20 protein-coding genes are annotated in these 22,607 nt (G+C 64.2%); 18 read left to right on the top strand and 2 right to left on the bottom strand.

All coding sequences use genetic code 11. The features are described 5' to 3' along the window. Positions 1–43: 43 nt before the first annotated feature. The gene (locus B0G57_RS26145) at positions 44–898 is read right to left on the bottom strand and encodes an endonuclease/exonuclease/phosphatase family protein (protein ID WP_018441625.1); all 855 of its coding nucleotides are present in this window, start codon (positions 896–898) and stop codon (positions 44–46) included. Positions 899–979: 81 nt separating this feature from the next. On the opposite strand from B0G57_RS26145, the gene rlmD reads away from it, so the two are divergent. Beyond that, positions 980–2,395: a 23S rRNA (uracil(1939)-C(5))-methyltransferase RlmD gene (rlmD, locus tag B0G57_RS26150; protein ID WP_051090064.1), complete on the top strand. Its 1,416-nt coding sequence runs from the start codon at positions 980–982 to the stop codon at positions 2,393–2,395. Between the two features lie 68 nt (positions 2,396–2,463). Here the strand turns inward: rlmD and B0G57_RS26155 are convergent, their stop codons facing one another. Beyond that, on the bottom strand, positions 2,464–3,162 hold the full coding sequence (locus B0G57_RS26155; RefSeq protein ID WP_018441627.1) for a Bax inhibitor-1/YccA family protein: 699 nt from the start codon (positions 3,160–3,162) through the stop codon (positions 2,464–2,466). A gap of 290 nt (positions 3,163–3,452) precedes the next feature. Here B0G57_RS26155 and ndk point away from each other — a divergent pair, with 290 nt between their 5' ends. The 17 genes from ndk (at position 3,453) to B0G57_RS26240 (ending at position 22,493) form a co-directional block, all read left to right on the top strand. Beyond that, positions 3,453–3,878 carry a nucleoside-diphosphate kinase gene (ndk, locus tag B0G57_RS26160; RefSeq protein WP_018441628.1) on the top strand — a complete coding sequence of 142 codons (426 nt, stop codon included), beginning with the start codon at positions 3,453–3,455 and terminating at the stop codon, positions 3,876–3,878. 154 nt (positions 3,879–4,032) lie between these two features. Further along, positions 4,033–5,169 (top strand): 23S rRNA (adenine(2503)-C(2))-methyltransferase RlmN, encoded by a 1,137-nt coding sequence (gene rlmN, locus B0G57_RS26165; RefSeq protein ID WP_018441629.1) that lies wholly within the window; start codon positions 4,033–4,035, stop codon positions 5,167–5,169. Between the two features lie 198 nt (positions 5,170–5,367). Continuing rightward, positions 5,368–6,561 (top strand): RodZ domain-containing protein, encoded by a 1,194-nt coding sequence (locus B0G57_RS26170; protein ID WP_018441630.1) that lies wholly within the window; start codon positions 5,368–5,370, stop codon positions 6,559–6,561. Between the two features lie 97 nt (positions 6,562–6,658). Beyond that, positions 6,659–7,972 carry a flavodoxin-dependent (E)-4-hydroxy-3-methylbut-2-enyl-diphosphate synthase gene (ispG, locus tag B0G57_RS26175; RefSeq protein ID WP_020566294.1) on the top strand — a complete coding sequence of 438 codons (1,314 nt, stop codon included), beginning with the start codon at positions 6,659–6,661 and terminating at the stop codon, positions 7,970–7,972. 16 nt (positions 7,973–7,988) lie between these two features. Further along, positions 7,989–9,329 (top strand): histidine--tRNA ligase, encoded by a 1,341-nt coding sequence (hisS, locus tag B0G57_RS26180; RefSeq protein ID WP_018441632.1) that lies wholly within the window; start codon positions 7,989–7,991, stop codon positions 9,327–9,329. 5 nt (positions 9,330–9,334) lie between these two features. Then, the gene (locus B0G57_RS26185; protein ID WP_018441633.1) at positions 9,335–9,964 is read left to right on the top strand and encodes a tetratricopeptide repeat protein; all 630 of its coding nucleotides are present in this window, start codon (positions 9,335–9,337) and stop codon (positions 9,962–9,964) included. Between the two features lie 64 nt (positions 9,965–10,028). Further along, positions 10,029–11,171 carry an outer membrane protein assembly factor BamB gene (bamB, locus tag B0G57_RS26190; RefSeq protein ID WP_018441634.1) on the top strand — a complete coding sequence of 381 codons (1,143 nt, stop codon included), beginning with the start codon at positions 10,029–10,031 and terminating at the stop codon, positions 11,169–11,171. Between the two features lie 322 nt (positions 11,172–11,493). Then, positions 11,494–12,831, top strand: coding sequence for a ribosome biogenesis GTPase Der (gene der, locus B0G57_RS26195; RefSeq protein ID WP_026229836.1), 1,338 nt, complete (start codon positions 11,494–11,496; stop codon positions 12,829–12,831). A 167-nt stretch (positions 12,832–12,998) separates the two neighbouring features. After that, the gene (hfq, locus tag B0G57_RS26200; protein WP_020566297.1) at positions 12,999–13,235 is read left to right on the top strand and encodes an RNA chaperone Hfq; all 237 of its coding nucleotides are present in this window, start codon (positions 12,999–13,001) and stop codon (positions 13,233–13,235) included. A gap of 74 nt (positions 13,236–13,309) precedes the next feature. Then, on the top strand, positions 13,310–14,566 hold the full coding sequence (gene hflX / locus B0G57_RS26205; protein WP_018441637.1) for a GTPase HflX: 1,257 nt from the start codon (positions 13,310–13,312) through the stop codon (positions 14,564–14,566). A 33-nt stretch (positions 14,567–14,599) separates the two neighbouring features. Next, on the top strand, positions 14,600–15,925 hold the full coding sequence (gene hflK, locus B0G57_RS26210) for an FtsH protease activity modulator HflK (protein WP_018441638.1): 1,326 nt from the start codon (positions 14,600–14,602) through the stop codon (positions 15,923–15,925). 11 nt (positions 15,926–15,936) lie between these two features. Next, positions 15,937–16,845 carry a protease modulator HflC gene (hflC, locus tag B0G57_RS26215; protein ID WP_102607255.1) on the top strand — a complete coding sequence of 303 codons (909 nt, stop codon included), beginning with the start codon at positions 15,937–15,939 and terminating at the stop codon, positions 16,843–16,845. A gap of 78 nt (positions 16,846–16,923) precedes the next feature. Next, positions 16,924–17,115, top strand: a complete 192-nt coding sequence (locus B0G57_RS26220) for a DUF2065 domain-containing protein (RefSeq protein WP_018441640.1) — start codon at positions 16,924–16,926, stop codon at positions 17,113–17,115. 114 nt (positions 17,116–17,229) lie between these two features. Further along, entirely contained in the window at positions 17,230–18,411 is a 1,182-nt protein-coding gene (locus B0G57_RS26225) for an ATP phosphoribosyltransferase regulatory subunit (protein ID WP_018441641.1), read from the top strand. A gap of 119 nt (positions 18,412–18,530) precedes the next feature. Then, positions 18,531–19,877 (top strand): adenylosuccinate synthase, encoded by a 1,347-nt coding sequence (locus B0G57_RS26230; RefSeq protein ID WP_026229837.1) that lies wholly within the window; start codon positions 18,531–18,533, stop codon positions 19,875–19,877. Between the two features lie 14 nt (positions 19,878–19,891). After that, positions 19,892–20,452: a phosphoribosyltransferase gene (locus B0G57_RS26235; protein ID WP_026229838.1), complete on the top strand. Its 561-nt coding sequence runs from the start codon at positions 19,892–19,894 to the stop codon at positions 20,450–20,452. A 148-nt stretch (positions 20,453–20,600) separates the two neighbouring features. Beyond that, a complete protein-coding gene (locus B0G57_RS26240) occupies positions 20,601–22,493 on the top strand; it encodes a potassium transporter Kup (RefSeq protein ID WP_018441644.1) in 1,893 nt (630 codons plus the stop codon). Positions 22,494–22,607: the final 114 nt, after the last annotated feature.

Raw genomic sequence — 22,607 nt, forward strand, 5'->3', positions numbered from 1 at the left:
GCATGTCGCTGCCCGCCTTGTCCGTCAACGTAGCCGACGCTCGTCAACGCAGCTCGAGAACGATCGGCTGGTGATCCGACGCGCGCGTCGCGCCATCGATCTCGCAGCGTTGAAGCCGGCTCGTCAGGTCTTCGGTGATGAAGACGAAATCGCAAGCGATCGGCCCAGACGACCATTGCTCCACGTCATAGACGCCTGCTGTTGGCGGTGGCGTATGTCCCGGGTGAAGCGTTGTCCACGCGTCGACGAAGCCGGGTGCGCCCGCCAGCGGCGCAACGAACCGCTGATAAGCTTCCGAGCCGAACTCGCTGTTGAAGTCGCCGCAGACGATTGCGCTCACGGGTCGCGCGGTCCCGGCGAACGGACCGGTCGCATTTTCAGCCGGCGCGGGATGTGCGGCATGCCCGGCCGCTTCGAGCTGCAATCGCCTCAAGTCGTCCACTTGCGCGACGCGCTGCTTGAGCGAATAGTATTCGAGGTGGGTGACGATGATGCGCAACGGCTCGATGGGCGTGCGCACCACGGCCTCGAGCGCAACGCGTTGCATCGACGGAGTGTTCTCGTCGGCTGGCCACGGCAATGTATGACGAATGACTTGCTCGACGGGCAAGCGCGTGGCGAGCGCGTTGCCGAATTGCCGACGCGCGCCGCCCGGCACGAGCGGCGGCAGGTCGGCGCCGATCGCTTCGAGCACTGTGAAGCCGGGCAAAGCGGCGGCGAGCTCGGCGAACTGATCGTCGGAGGGGCCGCCCGGAAGCGAACGGAAGCCGCGCGTGACTTCTTGCAGCGCCAGCACGTCGAAATCGACGATCCGGCGCGCCTCGTCGAGCGTTCGGCCCAGATCGACCACGCCGCTTGCATCGCGTCCCCATTGGATATTCCAGCTTAGCAATCGCATCTCGTTCCTCCGCGCGCCGTCGCGAGGCGCCGTTCGTCTACAATCTCGCCTTTCGTTCCACGTCCGTCAGGAAAAAAGCAGGTGTCCGACTCTCCCCGCCATCCCGTTCAGTCGCTCAAAAACGCTGTATCGGCTCAAGCCGCTCCGGCCGAGTCCGTCCGCGCCCCAATTATCGAGGTGGACTCCCTCGACATGGAGGCGCGCGGCGTGGGACGTCTGAAGACGGAGACGGGCGAGCCCGGCAAGGTCATTTTCGTCGAAGGCGCCTTGCCTGGCGAGCGCGTGACTTATTCGAGCTATCGCAAGAAGCCGAGCTTCGAGCAGGCCCAGGTCGTCGATGTGCTGCGCGAGAGCGTAATGCGAACGACGCCGCGCTGTCGCTTTTTCGGCACCTGCGGCGGATGTTCGATGCAGCACCTCGATGCGCGCGCGCAAATCGCGGTCAAGCAGCGCGTGCTCGAAGACGATCTCTGGCATCTCGCCAAAGTGCGGGCCGAGACCGTGTTCCGCCCGATTCAAGGTCCTTCGTGGGGATACCGTTATCGGGCACGCCTGACCGTCCGCCACGTGGCGAAGAAGGGCGGCGTGCTCGTCGGGTTCCACGAGAAAAGAAGCAGCTATGTGGCCGATATGACGAGCTGTGAAGTCCTGCCGCCGCATGTTTCCGATTTACTGGTGCCGCTGCGACGGCTCGTCGAGAGCCTGACCATTCGTGACCGGCTGCCGCAGATTGAAGTCGCCGTCGGCTCGAGCGTGACAGCGCTCGTGCTACGCGTACTGGAGCCGCTCACCGCGGACGACGAGGAGCGGGTGCGCGCGTTCGCCGACGAGCACGGCGTGCAGTTCTGGCTTCAACCGAAGGGGCCGGACACGGCGGTGCCATTTCATCCGCTCGACGTCGAGCTGGACTATACATTGCCCGAGTTCGGGATCCGGATGCCGTTCAAGCCGACGGATTTCACGCAGGTGAATCATGCGATCAACCGCGTGCTCGTCGGCCGCGCCCTGCGGCTGCTGGCGCCGGCGCGCGGCGACCGCGTGCTCGATCTTTTTTGCGGGCTCGGCAACTTCACGCTGCCGCTTGCGCGTCTCGCGCGTGAGGTCGTGGGCATCGAAGGCAGCGAGACCCTGACGGCGCGCGCGCTCGCGAACGCCAAGCAAAACGGCGTCGACGGACATACGACGTTCGCGTGCCGAAACCTGTTCGAGATCACCGCCGACGACCTGCGCGCGTTGGGCGCATTCGAGAAGTTCCTCATCGATCCACCGCGCGAGGGGGCGCTTGCCGTATCGAAGGCGCTGGCGGAGATTGCGCAAAGCGGAGGTGGGCCGATGCCGGCGCGTATCGTCTACGTTTCGTGCAATCCGGCGACGCTCGCGCGCGACGCAGGCCTGCTCGTGCACGAAGCCGGCTATCGCTTGAAGGGCGCAGGGGTCGTCAACATGTTTCCACACACGTCTCACGTCGAATCGATCGCTCTCTTCGAACGCGGTTGACGGCGAGCAGCGCGGCGAACGCATAAAAAAACCGGCCCGAAGGCCGGTTTTTTTTACCGCGGTCGCGGTCAGTTGCGGTTGCCGCCGAAGATGCCGAGCAGCGACAAGAGGTTCACGAACACGTTGTAGAGATCGAGGTAGATCGCAAGCGTGGCCGTGATGTAGTTCGTCTCGCCGCCGTTCACGACGCGCTGGACATCGAACAGCATGTAGGCCGAGAAAATGGCGATCGCGAGGACCGACACCGTCAGCATCAGCGCCGGCAGGTGCAGGAACATGTTCGCCACCATGGCGAGCAGCAGCACGATCACGCCGACGAAGAGCCACTTGCCGAGACCGGAGAAGTCGCGCTTGCTGACCGTGGCGATCGTCGCCATCGCAGTGAAGATCACGCCCGTGCCGCCGAATGCGAGCATGATGAGCGACGGCCCGTTCGAGAAACCGAGGATGAAGGCCAGGAGGCGCGACAGCATCAGCCCCATGAAGAACGTGAAGCCGAGCAGCACGACGACGCCGACGCTGCTGTTTTTCGTCCGCTCGATCGCGAACATGAAGCCGAACGCGATCGCGAAGAACGCCAGCAGGCTCATGGCCGGACTCGTCGCCGCAAAGAGCGAGAAGCCCGTCACGACACCGACCCACGCTCCGAGTACCGTCGGCACCATCGACAGCGCGAGCAGCCAATAAGTGTTCCGTAGCACGCGATTGCGCGTTTCCGCCGTGGCGATGGCGCCGCCGCGGCCGAAGTTGTACGGATAGTCGTTCATGCTTTCTCCTTGCGTAAGACGCAGTAACGTTCGACGATGCCCGGGCGCCCAACGCGGCCCATTTCTTCGGCATCCCGACACTAAGATAAGTACCGGCCGCCGGAGTTTCAACGTCTCGTGGTCTCTTTCGAGCAAATTTCGAGCGTTTTCAGACGCGCTGACCTCTCCCGCGGCTCGTCACTGCTTCAGACCTTTCACGGGAGAAAGGGTTCGATCGCAATCATACACCGGAACATGCTACAATTGCAGATTCGTTAAGATTCGTAACCCCTTAATTTTTTGGAGTTTTTATGGCGATCGAGCGTACCCTGTCGATTATCAAGCCCGATGCGGTGGCAAAGAACGTGATTGGTCAGATCTACAGCCGCTTCGAGAACGCGGGCTTGAAGGTCATCGCCGCTCGCATGGTGCATCTTTCGCGCGCCGACGCGGAAAAATTCTACGCCGTTCACGCGGCGCGGCCGTTCTTCAAGGATCTCGTCGAATTCATGATCTCGGGCCCGGTCATGGTCCAGGTTCTCGAGGGTGAGGACGCGATCACGAAGAACCGCGACCTCATGGGCGCGACCGATCCGAAGAAGGCGGAAAAGGGCACCATCCGCGCGGACTTTGCCGACAGCATCGATGCCAATGCGGTGCACGGCTCCGATGCGCCCGAAACGGCACGCGTCGAAATCGCCTTCTTCTTCCCCGAGGCCAACGTCTACTCGCGCTGATTCGCGCGGGTCGCGCGCCGAAACGGCACCGGGCCGCATCGGCGCGAACACGGACATGGGCGCGCTTTCGCGCCCACCGCGCACCGGAATCATCACCGCGGGTGCGACGGCATGCGCAATGCGGCACCGGGGTACTGAAACAGCAGGATCCGACATGACGAGCAGTTCCACCGTCAACCTTCTCGACCTCGACGCTCCGGGGCTCGTCGCTTATTGCGAGAGCCTCGGCGAGAAGTCGTTTCGCGCGAAGCAGCTGCAGCGCTGGATCCACCAGTACAACGCGGCCGATTTCGACGGCATGACCGACCTCGCGAAGTCGCTGCGCGAGAAGCTGAAAGGGCGCGCGACAATCACGATGCCGCCCGTCGTAAGCGATCATCTCTCGGCCGACGGCACGCGCAAATGGCTCGTCGACGTCGGCAACGGGAACGCGGTGGAAACCGTGTTCATCCCGGAGGAAACGCGCGGCACGCTTTGTGTGTCATCGCAGGCCGGGTGTGCCGTCAACTGCCGGTTCTGCTCGACGGGCAAGCAGGGCTTTTCCCGCAATCTCACCACGGCGGAAATCATCGGTCAGCTGCGCATGGCGGAATTCGCGCTGCGGGCGTCGCGGGGCGGGCAGCCAACCGAGGGCAAGGGCGAGCGCGTGATCACGAACGTCGTGATGATGGGCATGGGAGAGCCGCTGCTCAACTACGATGCGCTCGTTCCGGCGCTATCGCTCATGCTCGATGACAATGCGTACGGACTGTCGCGCCGCCGCGTGACGGTGTCGACTTCGGGGGTGGTGCCGATGATGGACCGACTCGGCGCCGACTTGCCGGTGGCGCTCGCGGTCTCGCTGCATGCGCCCAACGATGCGCTGCGCGACGAGCTCGTGCCGCTCAACAGGAAGTACCCGCTCGCCGAGCTGATGGCGGCCTGCCGCCGCTATTTGCGCGTCGCGCCGCGCGATTTCATCACGTTCGAATACTGCATGCTCGACGGCGTCAACGACACCGACGCGCACGCGCGCGAGTTGCTCGCCGTGACGGCCGATGTCCCGTGCAAATTCAACTTGATTCCGTTCAATCCGTTCCCGGAATCGGGCCTGATCCGCTCGAAGCCGGAGCGAATCAAGCGGTTTGCCGAAATCCTGATCGACGCGGGCATCGTGACGACGGTGCGCAAGACGCGCGGCGACGACATCGATGCGGCGTGTGGGCAGCTTGCGGGGGCCGTCAAGGACCGGACGCGGCTTGCCCAGCGAACGGGGCGCGCAAGCAAGGTCATCGAAGTGCATCGCGCTTGAGTCCGGTCTTATTGCCGAGCGGCGGGGCGGACCGGGGCGCTCCGGCGAATCGCGCCGGACGGGATGCGATGAATGAAAGAAGTAAGATGAAAGCGGTACGAACTACCGCACTTTGTTATAAACGGTCTGCGAATCCGGAGGCGGGGGTGAAAACCGGCCGGGACGCACAGGTGGAAAGAATCGACGCGAGGATCAGGGATGAGTGAGCCGCAGCAGCAGGAAAATGAGGGCACTCAGACGAGCGTAGGACTATCGGGGTCAGTCGGCGCCGGCGGCAATGGCGCACTGCGAAGCGCGCAGGCGACCGGGCCTGCGTTTTTCGACACGCTCGCCGCGGCCGGGATGCGCCTTGCGCAGCTGCGCGAGGCAAAGGGCTGGTCGATCGACGACGTATCGGCGCGGCTGAAGGTGCCGGTGCCGAAGATGCGCGCGCTCGAGGCGGGAGACATCAGCCAACTGCCCGGCACGACGTTCGCGCTCGGCGTGGTGCGCAGCTACGCGAAAATGCTGGGAGTCGATCCGGCGCCGTTCGCACAGGCGTTGCGACGCGACAAAGGTGAGCCGGAGCCGGATCTCTCGATGCCGGCCTCGACGGGCACGGACTTGCCGCGGGGCCGCGTATCGGTGTCCCTCGGCGGCACGCCACGTCATCGCTCCTGGTGGTGGGGCGTCGCGGCGGTCATCGTCGCGCTGATCGCCCTCGTGATGTGGCGCAGCGGCGGCGAATCGCCGGCTTGGCTTGCGCGCCTGAAGGCGAGCGCCAACGGGAGCGCCGTCGCCTCGGGGGAGGCCTCGGCGACCGCGGGGCAAGGGCAGAACGTCGCATCGGGGACGGCGATCGTCGCCGATAACGGAGCGTCCGACGCGAACGCGGCGGGCGAGGCGGGCGCCGGTCAACTGGCGGCGGGCACGAATGCCGCGTCGACATCGACAGAAGGCGCCGCGGCGTCGGCGTCGCAGGCCGAAGCGGCGGCGCCCGGGGTGTCGACGCCGTCGGCAGTGGCCTCGAGTGTCGCCACGATGCCGGAGGCTTCCGCGGTGACGTCGCCGGCCAAGGCTGTCGCGGCCGCGCCAAGCTCGAGCGCAGCGCAGTCGCCGCAACCAGTAGCGATAAACGAAGCGTCCGGTGCAACGGTGGCGCCGGGCGTGTCGACGGTGGCCTTCACGGTCACGCAGGATAGTTGGTTCAGCGTGCGGGACAAGAGCGGCAAGGAACTCTTCTCCGGTATTGTCCACGCGGGCGATACGAAGGAAATCCAGGGCGAAGAGCCCTTCAAGGTCGTGGCAGGCAATCGCGCGGGCGTCCAAACGGTGATGCTCGACGGCAAGCAGGTCGACGCGGCCAAGTACGGAACGGGTAAAGGCAACGTGTCGCGCTTCTCGTTGCCGTGAGGTCGAATGCGAGCGCCGGGCGGCTGAATTTCCGTGCGCTCGCTCTGAATGTGACGCGTCTCGCGAGCGCGCGGCGCAAGTGGCATAAACCGGACTAATGGGTCTTTCGATGCAATCCGACAGCAGCAGCCAGATTTGTTCTTCAGAACCGGTTTTCGGCGGTCCAGCGCCACGTCGCGTGTCGCATACCGTCGACGTCCGCTGGGGCGGCCAGCTCGTCACCATCGGCGGCGACGCGCCGGTGCGCGTGCAGTCGATGACGAACACGGACACGGCCGATGCGATCGGCACGGCGATCCAGGTGAAGGAGCTCGCGCAGGCGGGCTCGGAGCTCGTACGCATCACGGTCAACACGCCCGAAGCGGCCGCGGCCGTTCCGGCGATTCGCGATCAGCTCGACCGTATGGGTGTCACGGTTCCGCTCGTTGGCGACTTCCATTACAACGGCCATCTGCTTTTGCGCGACTATCCGGCATGCGCCGAAGCGCTTTCGAAGTACCGGATCAACCCCGGCAACGTTGGGCAGGGCGCGAAGCGCGATACGCAGTTCGCGCAGATGATCGAGGCCGCGATCCGCTACGACAAGCCGGTGCGGATCGGCGTCAACTGGGGCAGCCTCGACCAGGATCTGCTCGCGCGGATGATGGACGAGAACGCCGCGCGCGCCGAGCCATGGGAATCGCAGAGCGTCATGTACGAGGCGCTGATCCAGTCGGCGATCGGCTCGGCCGAGCGCGCGGTCGAGCTCGGGCTCGCGCGTGACAGAATCGTGCTGTCGTGTAAGGTGAGCGGTGTCCAGGACCTCATTGCGGTCTATCGCGAGCTCGCGCGCCGCTGCCGCTTTGCGCTGCATCTGGGCCTCACCGAGGCCGGGATGGGCTCGAAGGGTATCGTCGCCTCGACGGCGGCCGTCGGCGTGCTGCTTCAGCAGGGCATCGGCGACACGATCCGCATTTCGCTCACGCCGGAGCCGGGCGCGCCGCGCACGGGCGAAGTCGTCGTCGCTCAGGAGATCCTCCAGACGATGGGCCTTCGCTCGTTCACGCCGATGGTCATCGCCTGCCCGGGTTGCGGCCGGACGACGAGCACGCTGTTCCAGGAGCTCGCGTCGCAGATCCAGAATTACCTGCGCGCGCAAATGCCGGTCTGGCGCGAACAGTATCCCGGCGTCGAGAAAATGCACGTCGCCGTCATGGGCTGCATCGTCAACGGGCCGGGCGAATCGAAGCACGCCAATATCGGCATCAGCTTGCCGGGCTCGGGCGAAAATCCCGCGGCCCCCGTGTTCATCGACGGCGAGAAGGTGAAGACGCTGCGCGGCGATCGCATCGCCGAAGAATTCCAGCAGATCGTGAGCGACTACGTCGAGCGCCGCTATGGGCGCGAGAGCGTTGCCGCGACCTCGCGTTAACCGTCAACGAAGACAGATGACAGAACAGAAACGAAAGCTCGAGAAACTGGCCGGCGTGAAGGGCATGAACGACGTCCTGCCGCAGGACGCCGCGCTTTGGGAGTTTTTCGAGTCCACCGTGAAGTCGATGCTGCGCGCGTACGGATACCAGAACATCCGCACGCCGATCGTCGAGCACACGCAACTCTTCACACGCGGTATCGGCGAGGTAACCGATATCGTCGAGAAAGAGATGTACAGCTTCGTCGATTCGCTCAATGGCGAGCAATTGACGCTCAGGCCGGAGGGCACGGCCGCGGCGGTGCGTGCGACGATCGAGCACAACCTGCTCTACGATGGCCCGAAGCGGCTCTGGTACATCGGGCCGATGTTTCGTCACGAAAGACCGCAACGCGGGCGCTATCGCCAGTTCCATCAAGTCGGCGTGGAAGCGCTCGGCTTTGCCGGTCCCGATGCCGATGCGGAAATCATCCTCATGTGTCAGCGGCTTTGGGACGATCTCGGACTCACGGGCATTCGCCTGGAGATCAACTCGCTCGGCCTCGCCGAAGAGCGCGCTCGGCATCGCGTCGAGCTCGTCTCATATCTCGAGAAGCACGTCGACGTGCTCGATGCCGATGCGACGCGGCGCCTCTACACGAATCCGCTGCGCGTGCTCGATACCAAGAATCCCGCGCTGCAGGAGATCGCGCGCAACGCGCCGAAGCTCGTCGATTTTCTCGGCGACGAGTCGCGCCAGCACTTCGAGGGGCTGCAGCGCCTCTTGAAGGCGAACAACATCCCGTTCACGATCAATCCGCGGCTCGTGCGCGGTCTCGATTATTACAATCTGACCGTGTTCGAGTGGGTGACCGACAAGCTCGGCGCACAAGGGACGGTTGCTGCCGGCGGGCGCTACGATCCGCTCATCGAGCAGTTGGGCGGCAAGCCGACGGCTGCTTGCGGGTGGGCGATGGGCGTCGAGCGGATTCTCGAGCTGCTGAAGGAAGACGACCTCGTGCCGCACGAAGAAGGGTGCGATGTCTATGTCGTGCACCAGGGCGATGCGGCCCGCGAGCAGGCTTTTATCATCGCCGAGCGCTTGCGCGACACCGGCCTGGACGTGATTCTCCATTGCAGCCCTGACGGCGCGCCGTCGAGCTTCAAGTCGCAAATGAAGCGCGCCGATGCGAGCGGCGCGGCGTTCGCGGTCATTCTCGGCGAAGACGAGATCGCCAGCGGCAACGTGGCCGTGAAGCCGCTGCGCGACACGAGCGGATCGGCCGAGAAAGGCGAACAACGCACGGTGCCGGTCGAGAACTTGACCGAATTTCTAATCAATGCGATGGTTGCAACCGCCGAAGACGGCGAGGACTGACGCGCATGAGTTATCACGACGAACAAGAATCGATTGAAAGCTTCAAGGCTTGGTGGGCACAGTGGGGGAATGCGGCGACGTGGGTCGTGCTCATTGCACTGATCGCCGCCGCGGCCTGGAATGGCTGGAACTACTGGCAGCGGCGCGAGGCCGCGCAGGCCGCCATTCTGTACGAGCAGGTGCAGCAGGCTGTCGCGACGAAGAACAAGGCCGATGTCGCGCGAGACGCGGCGGACATGGAATCGCGTCACGGCGGCACCGCCTACGGGCAAATGACGGCGCTTGCCGCTGCCAAGGCGCTTTACGAAGCGGGCGATACGGCCGGCGCCAAGGCGCAGCTGCAATGGGCCGTCGATCACGCGAAGGACGACGAGTACAAGGAAATCGCGAGGCTGCGTCTCGCCGCGGTTCTGCTCGACGAGAAGTCGTACGATGCGGGGCTCGCGCTGTTGGCCGGAACGCCGCCCGAAGGATTCAAGGGCGTCGTCGCGGACCGTCGTGGCGATCTGCTCGCGGCCGCCGGCAAACGTGACGATGCGCGCGCCGCTTATCAGCTTGCGCTCGATTCGCTCGCGAAAAACGATACCGCCGGCCGTCAGCTGATCCAATTCAAGCTCGATGCGCTCGGCAGCTGAAGCAGCGCCTTCGCGACGCCGTTCGCTACACATTGACCCATTCCTGACGATGCTTCGCCCAACGATGAATTTGCTGAAACGTATTGCCGTGCCCGTCGCTTGCGCGATGACCGTTCTCGCGATGACGGCCTGTTCCTCGAAGGACGAGCGCCGCATTCCGACGCCGCTGACGGATTTCAAGCCCGCCCTTACCGTCGAGCGCGCATGGAAGGCGGACGTCGGCAAGGCGGGGCGCTACCTGTTCTCGCCGGTCGCCGTCGGCGATGCGGTGTACGCCGCCGGTAAGAACGGCACCGTGGCCAAGATCGACGGCAAGACGGGCAAGGAGATCTGGCGCACGAAGGTCCATGCCGACCTGACGGCCGGTGTGGGCAGCGACGGCACGATGACCGCGGTCGGTGCCGAGCGCGGCGGCGTGTATGTGCTCGATGCCAACGGCAAACTGCTCTGGAAGTCGAACGTTCCGGGCGAGATCGTCTCCCCGCCGCTCGTCGGCAATGGTCTCGTCGTCGTGCGGACGATCGACGGCCAGATCAGCGCGTTCAACGCGGCGACGGGCGAATTGAAATGGGTTTATCACAACCGCGCCGTGCCGCTCAATCTGCGCGTCTCGGCAGGCATGACATTCGCGGCGGACGCCGCCGTGCTCGCGGGGTTCCCGGGCGGTGGGCTCGCGGCGATCAACCTGAAGACCGGCGACGACTATTGGCAGGCGCCGGTATCGTTCCCGAAGGGCGTGACCGAGGTCGAGCGGATCAACGACGTGACCGGTGCGCCCACGCTCGTCGGCGCGGAAAGTTGCGCCGTGACCTTCCAGGGCAAGATCGGCTGCTTCGACGCGAACTCGGGACGGCCTATCTGGGAAAAGCCGTTTTCGAGCGCGAGCGGGGTAGCGCAGGATAGCGGCACCGTCGCCGCGGCCGACGACTGGTCCGTCGTGACCGCGTTCGCGGCTGACGATGGGCGCCAGCTCTGGCGCAACGACAAGCTGAAGAACCGCGATCTGAGCGTGCCGTTGCTGTTGGGGCCGTCGGTTGTCTTTGGCGATTTCCAGGGGTACGTGCATTTCCTGTCGCGTGACGACGGATCGTTCGTCGCGCGCGTGAAGACGGACGGCAGCGCGATCACGGCGGCGCCCGTCATCGTCGGCGATACGCTCGTCGTGCAGACGCGCGACGGCGATCTCTACGGCTTCCGCCCACGCTGATCGCGGCTTTCGCGTTCGCGCGAGCCCCCGCGGCGGCTGAAGGGAACCCGGTCGCTCGGCGACAGGCCTTTCGTCGATCGTTGATTGGCGGATTGCCTGGCGCGGTCCCCGATTCGAGTGCGCCGCCGGCGTGCTCGTGATAATTTGCGGCGAGGCGTAAGCCGGCTCGCCGCGTTTTGCTTTTGGTAGCGAACGCTGGTCTGTGGTCCACGCCGCATACCGGCTCCCTGCCGATGCCATGCTCGTTGGTCCCGGCATACGCGAAACGCGCGCTACCTGCGCTGCGCCGATGCCGGCACCGGCGCTTTGTTTAGACGACATCATGAAACCCGTTATTGCCCTCGTCGGGCGCCCCAACGTGGGGAAGTCCACGCTGTTCAACCGGCTCACGCGCTCGCGCGATGCGCTCGTCGCCGATTTGCCGGGCCTCACGCGCGATCGCCACTACGGCGAGGGGCGAGTCGGCGATCGCGCCTATCTCGTCGTCGATACGGGCGGTTTCGAGCCGGTCGCGAAAGACGGCATCCTGCACGAGATGGCGCGCCAGACGCGTCAGGCTGTGGAGGAGTCGGACGTCGTCGTCTTCATCGTCGACGGCCGCAACGGGCTTGCGCCGCAGGACAAGGCCATTGCCGACTACTTGCGCAAGACCGGTCGGCCAATCTTGCTCGTCGTCAACAAGGCGGAAGGGATGAAGTACACGGCCGTGGCCGCCGACTTCTACGAACTCGGGCTCGGCGATCCGCGTGCGATCTCGGCCGCGCACGGCGACGGCGTGACCGAAACGATCAACGACGCGCTCGAGATCGCCTATGCCGGACATCCCGAAGAAGCGGAAGCGGAGCAGGCGCCGCGCGGCGTGAAGATCGCGATCGTCGGGCGGCCGAACGTCGGCAAGTCGACGCTCGTCAATTCGCTCATCGGCGAGGAGCGTGTCATCGCTTTCGATATGCCGGGCACGACGCGTGATTCGATCTACGTCGATTTCGAACGGCAGGGGCGGCCCTATACGCTCATCGATACTGCTGGCCTGCGCCGGCGCGGCAAGGTCTTCGAGGCGATCGAGAAGTTTTCGGTCGTCAAGACGCTGCAGTCGATCGCCGATGCGAACGTCGTCATTTTGCTGCTCGATGCGCGCCAGGACATTTCCGACCAGGACGCCCACATTGCCGGCTTCGTGGTCGAGCAGGGTCGTGCGCTCGTGGTCGGCGTCAACAAGTGGGATGGTCTCGACGAGCATGTGCGCGCGCGGACGAAGGCCGACATGATGCGCAAGCTGAAGTTTCTCGATTTCGCCAAGTTCCACTTCATTTCCGCCACCGAGAAGACGGGTATCGGCGCGCTGATGCGCTCGGTCGACGACGCTTACGCCGCGGCGATGGCGAAGCTGCCGACGCCGAAGCTCACGCGCGCGCTGATCGCGGCCGTCGAGTTTCAGCAGCCGCGGCGGCGCGGCCCCGTGCGACCGAAGCTGCGCTACGCGCATCAGGGCGGCCAGAACCCGCCGATCATCGTCATCCACGGCAATGCGCTCGATGCGGTGACCGACACCTACAAACGCTATCTCGAAAATCGATTCAGAGAAACTTTCTCGCTGACCGGGACTCCATTGCGGATAGAGTTTCGCTCGTCGACCAATCCATACGCTGGAAAGGTCTGAGCGGCAGCGCACACAAGCGATCGGCGGGGCCTGCTCGTGCCCCTGGCCGGACGGCCAGGCGGCGCGTGCGCTATCGAAAATCGGCTATAGTGTAGCGATTGGTAGCGGATTTCTTTTTCTTCGCTGCCAATCCAGATCCAACCTGCAAAAAAACGACGGAGTTTGCTATGAGCAACAAAGGGCAACTGTTACAAGACCCGTTTCTGAACGCACTGCGCAAAGAGCACGTGCCGGTCTCGATCTATTTGGTGAACGGCATCAAGCTTCAAGGGAACATCGAATCGTTCGACCAGTACGTCGTGTTGCTCCGGAATACCGTTACTCAGATGGTGTACAAGCACGCCATCTCGACAGTAGTGCCCGCTCGTCCGGTCAACTTCCACCCGGACGCCGAAACGACCTGAACCCATGGAAGCGGCCGGCATGACGTCGGGGCAACCGGCGCCATGCCGGCCGCTTCATTTTGACGCACATCGATTTGATCAACGCAGCGCTCGTCGGCATCGACTTCGGAAAAATCGACTTCGAAGCCAGTCTCGAAGAACTCAGCCTGCTCGCGCACAGCGCGGGCGCTCATCCCGCCGTTACGCTCACCGGTCGCCGCTCGAGCCCGGACGCCGCATTGTTCGTCGGCAGCGGCAAGGCGGAGGAATTGCGCCTCGCCTGCGAAGCGAATGACGTGGAAATCGTCATCTTCAATCACGCGCTCGCACCCGCTCAGCAGCGCAATCTGGAGCGGACGCTTAACCGGCGCGTCGTCGACCGCACGAGCCTGATCCTCGACATCTTCGCGCAGCGCGCCCGTTCGCACGAGGGCAAGCTGCAGGTCGAGCTCGCCCAACTGCAGTACATGGCCACACGGCTCGTGCGTGCGTGGACTCACCTCGAGCGGCAAAAGGGTGGGATTGGCTTGCGCGGCCCCGGCGAAACGCAGCTCGAAACCGACCGCCGGCTCATCGGCGAGCGCATCAAGATGCTGAAAGGGCGGCTCGAGAAGCTGCAGCGGCAACACGGCACGCAGCGGCGGCAGCGGCAACGCAATCGGACGATGTCGGTATCGCTGGTCGGCTACACGAACGCGGGGAAGTCGACCTTGTTCAATGCGCTCACGAAGGCGCAGGCCTACGCCGCCGATCAGCTCTTCGCCACGCTCGACACGACGTCGCGGCGTGTCTTCCTCGGCGACGACGTCGGGCAGGTCGTCATCTCCGATACGGTCGGATTCATTCGCGAGCTGCCGCACCAACTCGTTGCCGCATTTCGTGCGACGCTCGAGGAGACGATCCATGCGGACTTGCTGTTGCACGTCGTCGACGCATCGAGCGCCGTGCGGCTCGATCAGATCGATCAAGTGAACGAAGTGCTGCATGAAATCGGCGCCGATGCGGTGCGCCAGGTGCTCGTCTTCAACAAGATCGACGCGGTGCCTGAGCTGGCGGCGCGCAAGGAGGCGGTCGAGCGGGATGAGTATGGTAATATCTCGCGCGTCTTTTTGAGCGCGCGCACGGGGCAGGGACTCGATTCGTTGCGCGCAGCCATCGCCGAGATCGCCACCTCCGAACATCTTTCAGACACCGGGCGGGCGCTGCCGGAGGATCAGCCGGCGGGTCGCGCGCACGAGGACGTCGACGCAACGTGGATCGACGGAACGAAGGCGGCGCCGCGTTCCGATTCAGGGCGGGACACGCCCAGCGAACCTCAGTCCCGAAGAGGGACGTCATACGGGGCAAATTGAAGGCTCTACTCCCAACTCGAGCGAACGAACAAGGTGAACGAACATAACGAGCGGAGCTTCTGGATGCGTGCTTGCGCGTTGCTTTCCATCAGCGATCCTCGCTGGGGGCGTAGCGACGGCAATGGCAACACGCAGCGCCCGAACGAACCGAACCGCCCGAAGGGCAACGGCGACGGCCCGCCCGATCTCGACGAGATGTGGCGTGATTTCAATCGGCGGCTCTCGCGGCTCTTCGGCCGGCGCCAGGGGCCGGGGCCCGGCGATCGGAGGCCCGACAATGGCCGCGCGGCTCGTGTCGGCGTCGGCATTCTCGTCGGCGTGCTGATTGCAATCTATATCGGCAGCGGCGTGTTCGTCGTACAAGAAGGGCAGACGGGCGTCGTGCTGCAGTTCGGCAAATATCGCCGCACGGTCGGGCCCGGCATTCATCTGCGTTCGCCCTATCCGTTCGAAACGGATGAGATCGTGAACGTGGCCGAGATTCGGTCGATCGAGGTCGGGCGCAACAATACCGTCAACGACGGCAGCGTCAGCGACGCATCGGTGCTGACGCATGACGGCGATATCGTCGACGTTCGATTCGCGGTCCGGTATCAGGTGAAGTCGCCGGCCGATTATCTCTTTCGTGCGGCCGATCCCGATCGCAGCGTTACCGAAGCGGCGCAGGCCGCGGTTCGCGAGCTCGCGGGCGCGCGCGCCAGCAACGAATTGCTCGGCAAAGACCACGACGCCTTGGGGCAGTCGCTCGCCGATTCGATTCAGCATTCGCTCGATCGCTATGGCGCCGGGCTGACAGTCGTCGGCGTGACCGTCGAGAGTATCGAGCCGCCGCAGCAAGTGCAGGCCGCCTACGCCGACGCCGCGCGCGCGAACGACGATCGCGAGCGTGCGAAGCGCGAGGCGCAGGCTTATGCGAGCGAGCTGTTGCCGCGCGCACAGGGCGACGCGTCACGCGTGATCGACGACGCCAAGGCGTATGCCGATCGCGTCGTCGAGCAGGCCGAGGGCGACGCCGAGCGCTTCAACGAGGTCTACGCGCAATACGCCAAGGCGCCGGCCGTCGTGCGCGAGCGTATGTATCTCGATACGATGCGCGAAATCTACTCGAACGCGACCAAGGTATTCATCGCCGGCAAGCCGGGCACGAGCATCGTGAACGTTCCGCTCGACAAGCTGCTCGAGGCGAATCGCCGGCCCGCCGCCGAAGCCGCCGCATCGTCGGCCGCGCCCGCTTCCGCGCCGCAGGCGGGCGCGTCCTCGGCGCCATCCGCTGCGAGCCAGGCGGTGCCCGCGAGCGACGCGCTGCGCTCGCGCGACACGTTGCGCAGCCGCGCGCGCGAAGACGAACTACAACAATAGGAGCGCAAAAGATGAATCGTATAGTCGCGCTCGTCGTGCTGGTCGTCATCCTGCTCTTCGCGGGTTCGTCGACGCTCGTCGTCGTCGATCAGCGTCATGTGGCTATCGTTTATTCGCATAGCGACGCGAATCCCGTCGTCCTCGGTCCCGGGCTGCATTTCAAGTTGCCGACACCTTTGCAGGCGGCCATGCGTATCGACACGCGTATTCAGACGCTCGAAGCGGCCAGCGCCGAGCGTTGCCAAACGTCGGACAAGACCGATCTGCTCGTGAGTCCGCTCGTCAAATACCGAATCGTCGATCCGCTGAAGCTGTTCGATACGACCGATGGGGATCCACAAAGCCTGGCCGACAGACTCGCCTCGCTCACGCGGGAGGCGCTTGCCGGTGCGTTCGAAAAGCGCACGCTGACCGATGCGCTCGCGCATCAGTCCGAGATTGCGAGCACCGCACGTCAGACGATGACGGCGCAAGCGGAAACGCTCGGCATCGAGATAGTCGATGTCCAGTTGGCCCGCGTCGATTTTCCGGCGAGCGCGGCCGATGCCGTCTATAAGCGCATGACCGCGGCGCAGCAACAACTGGCAAGCGACGCGCGCGCGCAGGGCGCGGCGCAGGCCGAGAAGATCAAGGCCGACGCCGACCGCCAACGCCAGGCGATCGCCGCCGATGCGTATGCGAAGGCACAGGCGATCAAGGGGCAGGGTGACGCAAAGGCGGCCGAGATCGCCGCCGACGCTTTCGGCCGCGATCCCGGTTTTTATCAGTTCTACCAAAGCTTGCAAGCCTATCGCGCCATCTTCAAGCCGAACGACGTGATCGTCGTCGATCCGGACAGCGAGTTCTTCCGCTTCATGCGCGGCCCGGAAGGCGCCGCGGCACCTGCGTCGGGCCCCGCCGCGGCTGCCCGCAAGCGGTGAGGCATAGGCGGAATTCGCTCAATATCAACGATAGACAGAAGAGGAGACGCCGCGACCACCCGGTAGCGGCTGCTGCGAATGGACATGGCCGGCTCGTTACTGCTCGCGATAGCGCTGATGCTCATCATCGAGGGAATGTTCCCGTTCGTATTCCCCACGGCGTGGCGCGAGACGTTTCGTAGAATAGCGACGCGGCCCGCGCATCATATCCGCATCGGCGGACTCATCGTCATGGCGCTCGGCCTGCTGCTGCTTCTCGCCGCGACGTAGCAGGCAAATCATGACGCACGCGGCGCGGGGCGCGAAGCCCGAGCGCGAAACTTGGTTGCGGCGGCGCGAGGCTTGCGCCGCCTCATGATCTGATTGATCTCGTAGGACCTATCGATGTCGACCTGGCTGCTTCCCGAGAATATCGCCGACGTATTGCCGTCCGAGGCGCGCAAGATCGAGGAGCTGCGTCGCGCGCTGCTCGATCGCTTTCGCGCATACGGCTACGAAATGGTGATGCCGCCGCTGCTCGAATATCTCGAGTCGCTTCTGACGAGCGGCGGCAGCGATCTGAATTTGCGCACGTTCAAGCTCGTCGATCAGCTTTCGGGCCGCACGCTCGGCCTGCGCGCCGACACGACGCCGCAGGTCGCGCGCATCGACGCGCATCTGCTCAATCGTCAAGGCGTGACGCGACTTTGCTACGCGGGAAGCGTGCTGCACACGCGCCCACGCGGGCTCTACGCGACGCGCGAGCAGATTCAGGTCGGCGCCGAAATCTACGGCCATGCGGGGCTCGAAGCGGACGCCGAGATTCAGCAGCTCGCGCTCGATGCGTTGCGTCTCGCCGGCTTGCAGTCCGTGCGGCTCGACTTGTGCCATGCGGGCGTTCTCCAGGCGCTTTTCGCGCGCGACCCCGCCGCGGCCGCCCTCGGCGAGTCCCTTTACGAGGTGCTTGCTGGCAAGGATGTGGCGCGGCTCGCGGAGTTGACGCGCGGCCTGGCCGACCCCGTCGCCGACGCGCTGCGCGCGCTGCCCGCACTCTACGGCGACGCGTCGGTGCTCGACGAGGCACGCCGGCGCCTGCCGCAATGGCCTGAAATCACGCGCGCCCTGGACGACCTCGGTTTTCTGGCGGCGCAAGTCGAAGCGGCCGACGTGACTGTCGATCTTGCCGATCTGCGCGGTTATGCCTACCACAGCGGCGTCATGTTTTCTGCCTATGTGAGCGGCGTACCGAACGCCGTTGCGCGCGGCGGGCGCTACGACCACGTCGGGCAAGCGTATGGCCGCGCCCGTCCCGCGACGGGATTCTCGCTCGACTTGCGCGAAGTGGCGCGCATTTCGCCGATGGAGGCGCGCAGCAGTGCGATTCTCGCGCCCTGGAAGCACGACGAGGGGCTGCGCGCGAGCGTGGCGGCGTTGCGCGACGCGGGGGAGGTCGTGATCCAGGCCTTGCCCGGGCACGAGCACGATCTCGACGAATTCGCCTGCGACCGGGTGCTCGTCGAGCGCGACGGCGCCTGGATCGTCGAGCCCAGGCGAGTGGGCCTGGCACCAGCCGACACGCGCGCGTAGCGGGTCGCGCGCCGCACGAAAGGTCCCATGCCGTTGAAGCTAAAGGGAAATTCGGGAAAAACCTCGGAAGCTTCGACGAACATGGGTAGAATACGTTTTTAACCAGCTAACGAAACAACATGTCTGCCAGTGCAGTGAACGCGGCTCCGGGACGCAACGTCGTCGTCGTCGGGACTCAATGGGGTGATGAAGGCAAGGGCAAGGTCGTAGACTGGCTGACGGACCACGCGCAAGGCGTCGTGCGTTTCCAGGGCGGTCACAACGCCGGGCATACGCTCATCATCGGCGGCAAGAAGACCATCTTGCGGCTTATCCCGTCTGGCATCATGCGCGCGGACGTGGCGTGCTACATCGGCAACGGCGTCGTGCTGTCGCCCGAGGCACTGTTCAAGGAAATCGAAGAGCTCGAAACGGCGGGCCTCGACGTGCGCCGCCGCCTCTTCATTTCCGAAGCCGCCACGCTGATCCTTCCTTATCATGTCGCGATCGATCAGGCGCGCGAGGCGCGTCGCGGCTCGGGAAAGATCGGCACGACGGGGCGCGGCATCGGCCCGGCATACGAGGACAAGATCGGCCGGCGCGCGTTGCGGGTGCAGGACCTCTTCGCCCCCGATGCGTTCGCCGAGCGTCTGCGCGAGAACCTCGATTTCCACAACTTCGTGCTGACCCAGTATCTCGGAGCGGCGGCCGTCGATTTCCAACAGACACTCGACACGATGCTCGGCTATGCCGAGCGTCTCGCGCCGATGGTGACCGACGTGTCACGCCGTTTATACGACGAGAACGCGGCGGGCCGCAATCTGCTTTTCGAGGGTGCTCAGGGCACGCTGCTCGATATCGATCACGGCACTTACCCGTTCGTCACGTCGAGCAACTGCGTGGCGGGCGCCGCGACGGCGGGGGCGGGCGTCGGTCCGCAAAAGCTCCATTACATCCTCGGCATCACGAAGGCCTATTGCACGCGTGTCGGTGCCGGCCCGTTCCCGAGCGAACTCTATGACGCGGACAATCCGCAACGACAGGAAGCGATCGGCGTCACGCTCGCGAACGTCGGCAAGGAATTCGGCTCCGTGACTGGCCGCCCGCGCCGCACGGGCTGGCTCGATGCGGCCGCGCTGCGTCGCTCGATCCAGATCAACGGCGTATCGGGGCTCTGCATCACGAAGCTCGACGTGCTCGACGGTCTCGAGGAAGTGAAGCTTTGTGTCGGCTACAAGCTCGACGGCAAGGATGCCGATCTGTTGCCGCGCGGCGCATCGGAAGTGGCGCGCTGTGAGCCCGTCTATGAAACGTTCGGTGGCTGGAACGAGAGCACGATCGGCATCACGGAATGGAGCCGGCTGCCCGCGAACGCGCAGGCGTATCTGTCGCGCGTCCAGGAAGTGGCGGGCGTGCCGATCGACATGGTATCGACGGGCCCCGACCGCGACGAGACGATTCTCCTGCGTCATCCGTTCAAGGTCTGAAGCCCGCCATGACGATGATTGCCATGACGGATCCACGCAACGACGAAAAGAATCTTTGGATCAGCTGGGACGAATACCACCGGCTGATCGAACTGCTTGCGCTCGCCGTGCACGATTCGGGCTGGAAGTTCGACAAGATCCTTTGCCTCGCGCGCGGCGGCTTGCGTGTCGGCGACCAGCTTTCGCGGATCTACGACCTGCCGCTCGCGATCCTCGCGACGAGTTCTTATCGCGAAGCTGCCGGCACGTTGCAAGGCGAGCTCGACATCGCCCAGTACATCACGATGACGCGCGGCGAGCTATCGGGCAATGTCTTGCTCGTCGACGATCTCGTCGATTCGGGCGTCACGCTGGCGCGCGTCCAGCAGCACCTGAAGGAACGATATCCGGCCGTGGAGGCCGTACGCTCCGCGGTGCTTTGGTACAAGGGCTGCTCGAAGGTGAAGCCCGACTATTTCGTCCAGTTTTTGCCGACCAACCCGTGGATCCATCAGCCATTCGAAGAATGGGACACGGTGCGTCCGCACAATCTCGGAGCATGGATCAAGCGCGGCATTTCGCAAAGCGCGGGCTGAAGGCACGCTAGTTGCGTATGCAGCTCGGCCACGGCCGAGCCTTATGCAAGCGGAGTCGTCGTACTCCGCTTTTTTCATGTGCGCTGACGCAAAGCGCGGCTAGAATAGCGCTCGCTCCCGGCTCATCGGCCGCCATTTCCTCCTGTTTATGACAGAAAACGGTTACGAGAACCACCGCAAGCACTCTCTGCCTGCCCTCGCGCTGTCCGCGATAGGCGTCGTTTTCGGCGACATCGGCACCAGTCCTCTTTACTCGTTGAAACAGGCGTTCAGCGAGTCGCATGGGATTCCGCTCACGGAAAGCTCGATTCTGGGCGTGATTTCGCTGCTGTTCTGGGCGATCGTCATCGTCGTTTCGATCAAGTACGTTCTGTTCGTGATGCGGGCCGACAACAACGGCGAGGGCGGCGTGCTGGCACTGATGGCTTTGTCGCTGAGGCCGTTTCCGACGAGAGGCAATCTTTCCGCCGTCCTGATGATGCTCGGCATTTTTGGCGCTTGCATGTTTTATGGCGACGCCGTCATCACGCCGGCCATTTCCGTGATTTCGGCCGTGGAAGGACTCGAGATAGCGACGCCGCATCTCTCGCACCTCGTCGTGCCGATCACGATGGTCATTCTCGTGGCGTTGTTCTGGATCCAGCGCCACGGCACATCGATTGTCGGCAAGCTGTTCGGCCCGATCATGATCGTCTGGTTCGCGACCCTCGCCGTGCTCGGCGTCGTCCATATCGTGCGCGAGCCGGGCGTGATCGCCGCTCTGAATCCTTATTACGCGGCTTCGTTCATGTCTCAGCATTTGCTGCAGGCTTATGTCGTGCTCGGGTCGGTCTTTCTCGTGCTGACCGGCGCCGAGGCACTCTACGCGGACATGGGCCATTTCGGCGCGAAGCCGATTCGCGTCGCATGGTATTGCCTCGTTATGCCCTCGCTCGTCCTCAACTACTTCGGGCAGGGGGCATTGCTCATGCACGACCCGAAGGCGCTCGCGAATCCCTTTTTCCTGTTGGCCCCCGATTGGGCCGTATTGCCGCTCGTCGTGCTCTCGACAGTCGCGACTGTGATCGCGTCCCAAGCGGTCATTTCGGGCGCTTACTCGCTGACGAGCCAGGCTATCCAGCTCGGCTACGTGCCGCGCATGAAGATCCTTCACACGTCGGATCTGGCGATCGGGCAGATCTATGTTCCCGTCGTGAACTGGATGCTGCTGCTCGTCATATTGCTGATCGTCATCGGCTTCAAGAGCTCGGACAACCTCGCTGCCGCCTATGGCATCGCTGTGACGACGACGATGGTGATCACGACGGTCTTGGCCTGCGTCGTCATGGTCAAGGTCTGGAACTGGAACAAGCTGCTCGTGGCGCTGATAATCGCGGGATTCATGATCGTCGATGTCGCATTCTTCGGTGCCAACCTGTTGAAGGTCGCCGAAGGCGGCTGGCTGCCGCTCGGCATCGGGGCGTTACTGTTCTTCCTGTTGATGACGTGGCACAAGGGCCGTTTGCTCGTGAAGGAGCGCACGGCCGCCGACGGTATTCCGCTCGCGCCGTTCCTGCAGGGATTGCTCGCGCACCCGCCGCATCGGGTGTCCGGGACTGCGATCTATCTGACTGGCAGCGACGAGCTCGTGCCCGTGAGCCTTCTGCACAACCTCAAGCACAACAAGGTGTTGCACGAACGCACGCTGTTCATGACGTTCGTGACGCGCGACATCCCGTACGTTAGAGATGAAGAGCGCGTAACGATGAAGGATCTGAGCGGCGGGCTATACGTCGTCAAGTCGGCCTATGGTTTCAACGAGACACCGGACGTCAAGGCCGTTCTCGCGGAAATCAGCCACAGCTTCGGCATGACATTCGAGCTGATGGATACATCGTTTTTTCTGGCTCGCGAAACGGTCGTGCCGACGCAATTGCCCGGCATGTCGGTGCTGCGCGAGCGAGTGTTTGCCTGGATGCATCAGAACGCCGCCAAGCCGACCGACTTCTTCCGTATTCCGGCGAATCGCGTCGTCGAGCTCGGTACGAAGATCGAGATCTGACCGGTCGGTCGTTGCAGCGCGGCGCCGCCTCGCCGCCTCATTTTGGCAGCCGAGACCTGGTGGTAACAAACAAGCCCGTGTAACCGACACGGGCTCCCTGCAAGCCATCGAAGC

The sequence above is a fragment of the Trinickia symbiotica genome (assembly GCF_002934455.1).
GTDB classification, from domain to species: Bacteria; Pseudomonadota; Gammaproteobacteria; order Burkholderiales; family Burkholderiaceae; genus Trinickia; species Trinickia symbiotica.

What these genes read in the sequence shown, in the direction of transcription:
- B0G57_RS26145 (WP_018441625.1), bottom strand. Translation starts at nt 898, where the DNA reads ATGCGATTGCTAAGCTGGAATATCCAATGGGGACGCGATGCAAGCGGC.
- B0G57_RS26155 (WP_018441627.1), bottom strand. Translation starts at nt 3,162, where the DNA reads ATGAACGACTATCCGTACAACTTCGGCCGCGGCGGCGCCATCGCCACG.
- ndk (WP_018441628.1), top strand. Translation starts at nt 3,453, where the DNA reads ATGGCGATCGAGCGTACCCTGTCGATTATCAAGCCCGATGCGGTGGCA.
- rlmN (WP_018441629.1), top strand. Translation starts at nt 4,033, where the DNA reads ATGACGAGCAGTTCCACCGTCAACCTTCTCGACCTCGACGCTCCGGGG.
- B0G57_RS26170 (WP_018441630.1), top strand. Translation starts at nt 5,368, where the DNA reads ATGAGTGAGCCGCAGCAGCAGGAAAATGAGGGCACTCAGACGAGCGTA.
- ispG (WP_020566294.1), top strand. Translation starts at nt 6,659, where the DNA reads ATGGGTCTTTCGATGCAATCCGACAGCAGCAGCCAGATTTGTTCTTCA.
- hisS (WP_018441632.1), top strand. Translation starts at nt 7,989, where the DNA reads ATGACAGAACAGAAACGAAAGCTCGAGAAACTGGCCGGCGTGAAGGGC.
- B0G57_RS26185 (WP_018441633.1), top strand. Translation starts at nt 9,335, where the DNA reads ATGAGTTATCACGACGAACAAGAATCGATTGAAAGCTTCAAGGCTTGG.
- bamB (WP_018441634.1), top strand. Translation starts at nt 10,029, where the DNA reads ATGAATTTGCTGAAACGTATTGCCGTGCCCGTCGCTTGCGCGATGACC.
- der (WP_026229836.1), top strand. Translation starts at nt 11,494, where the DNA reads ATGAAACCCGTTATTGCCCTCGTCGGGCGCCCCAACGTGGGGAAGTCC.
- hfq (WP_020566297.1), top strand. Translation starts at nt 12,999, where the DNA reads ATGAGCAACAAAGGGCAACTGTTACAAGACCCGTTTCTGAACGCACTG.
- hflC (WP_102607255.1), top strand. Translation starts at nt 15,937, where the DNA reads ATGAATCGTATAGTCGCGCTCGTCGTGCTGGTCGTCATCCTGCTCTTC.
- B0G57_RS26220 (WP_018441640.1), top strand. Translation starts at nt 16,924, where the DNA reads ATGGACATGGCCGGCTCGTTACTGCTCGCGATAGCGCTGATGCTCATC.
- B0G57_RS26225 (WP_018441641.1), top strand. Translation starts at nt 17,230, where the DNA reads ATGTCGACCTGGCTGCTTCCCGAGAATATCGCCGACGTATTGCCGTCC.
- B0G57_RS26230 (WP_026229837.1), top strand. Translation starts at nt 18,531, where the DNA reads ATGTCTGCCAGTGCAGTGAACGCGGCTCCGGGACGCAACGTCGTCGTC.
- B0G57_RS26235 (WP_026229838.1), top strand. Translation starts at nt 19,892, where the DNA reads ATGATTGCCATGACGGATCCACGCAACGACGAAAAGAATCTTTGGATC.
- B0G57_RS26240 (WP_018441644.1), top strand. Translation starts at nt 20,601, where the DNA reads ATGACAGAAAACGGTTACGAGAACCACCGCAAGCACTCTCTGCCTGCC.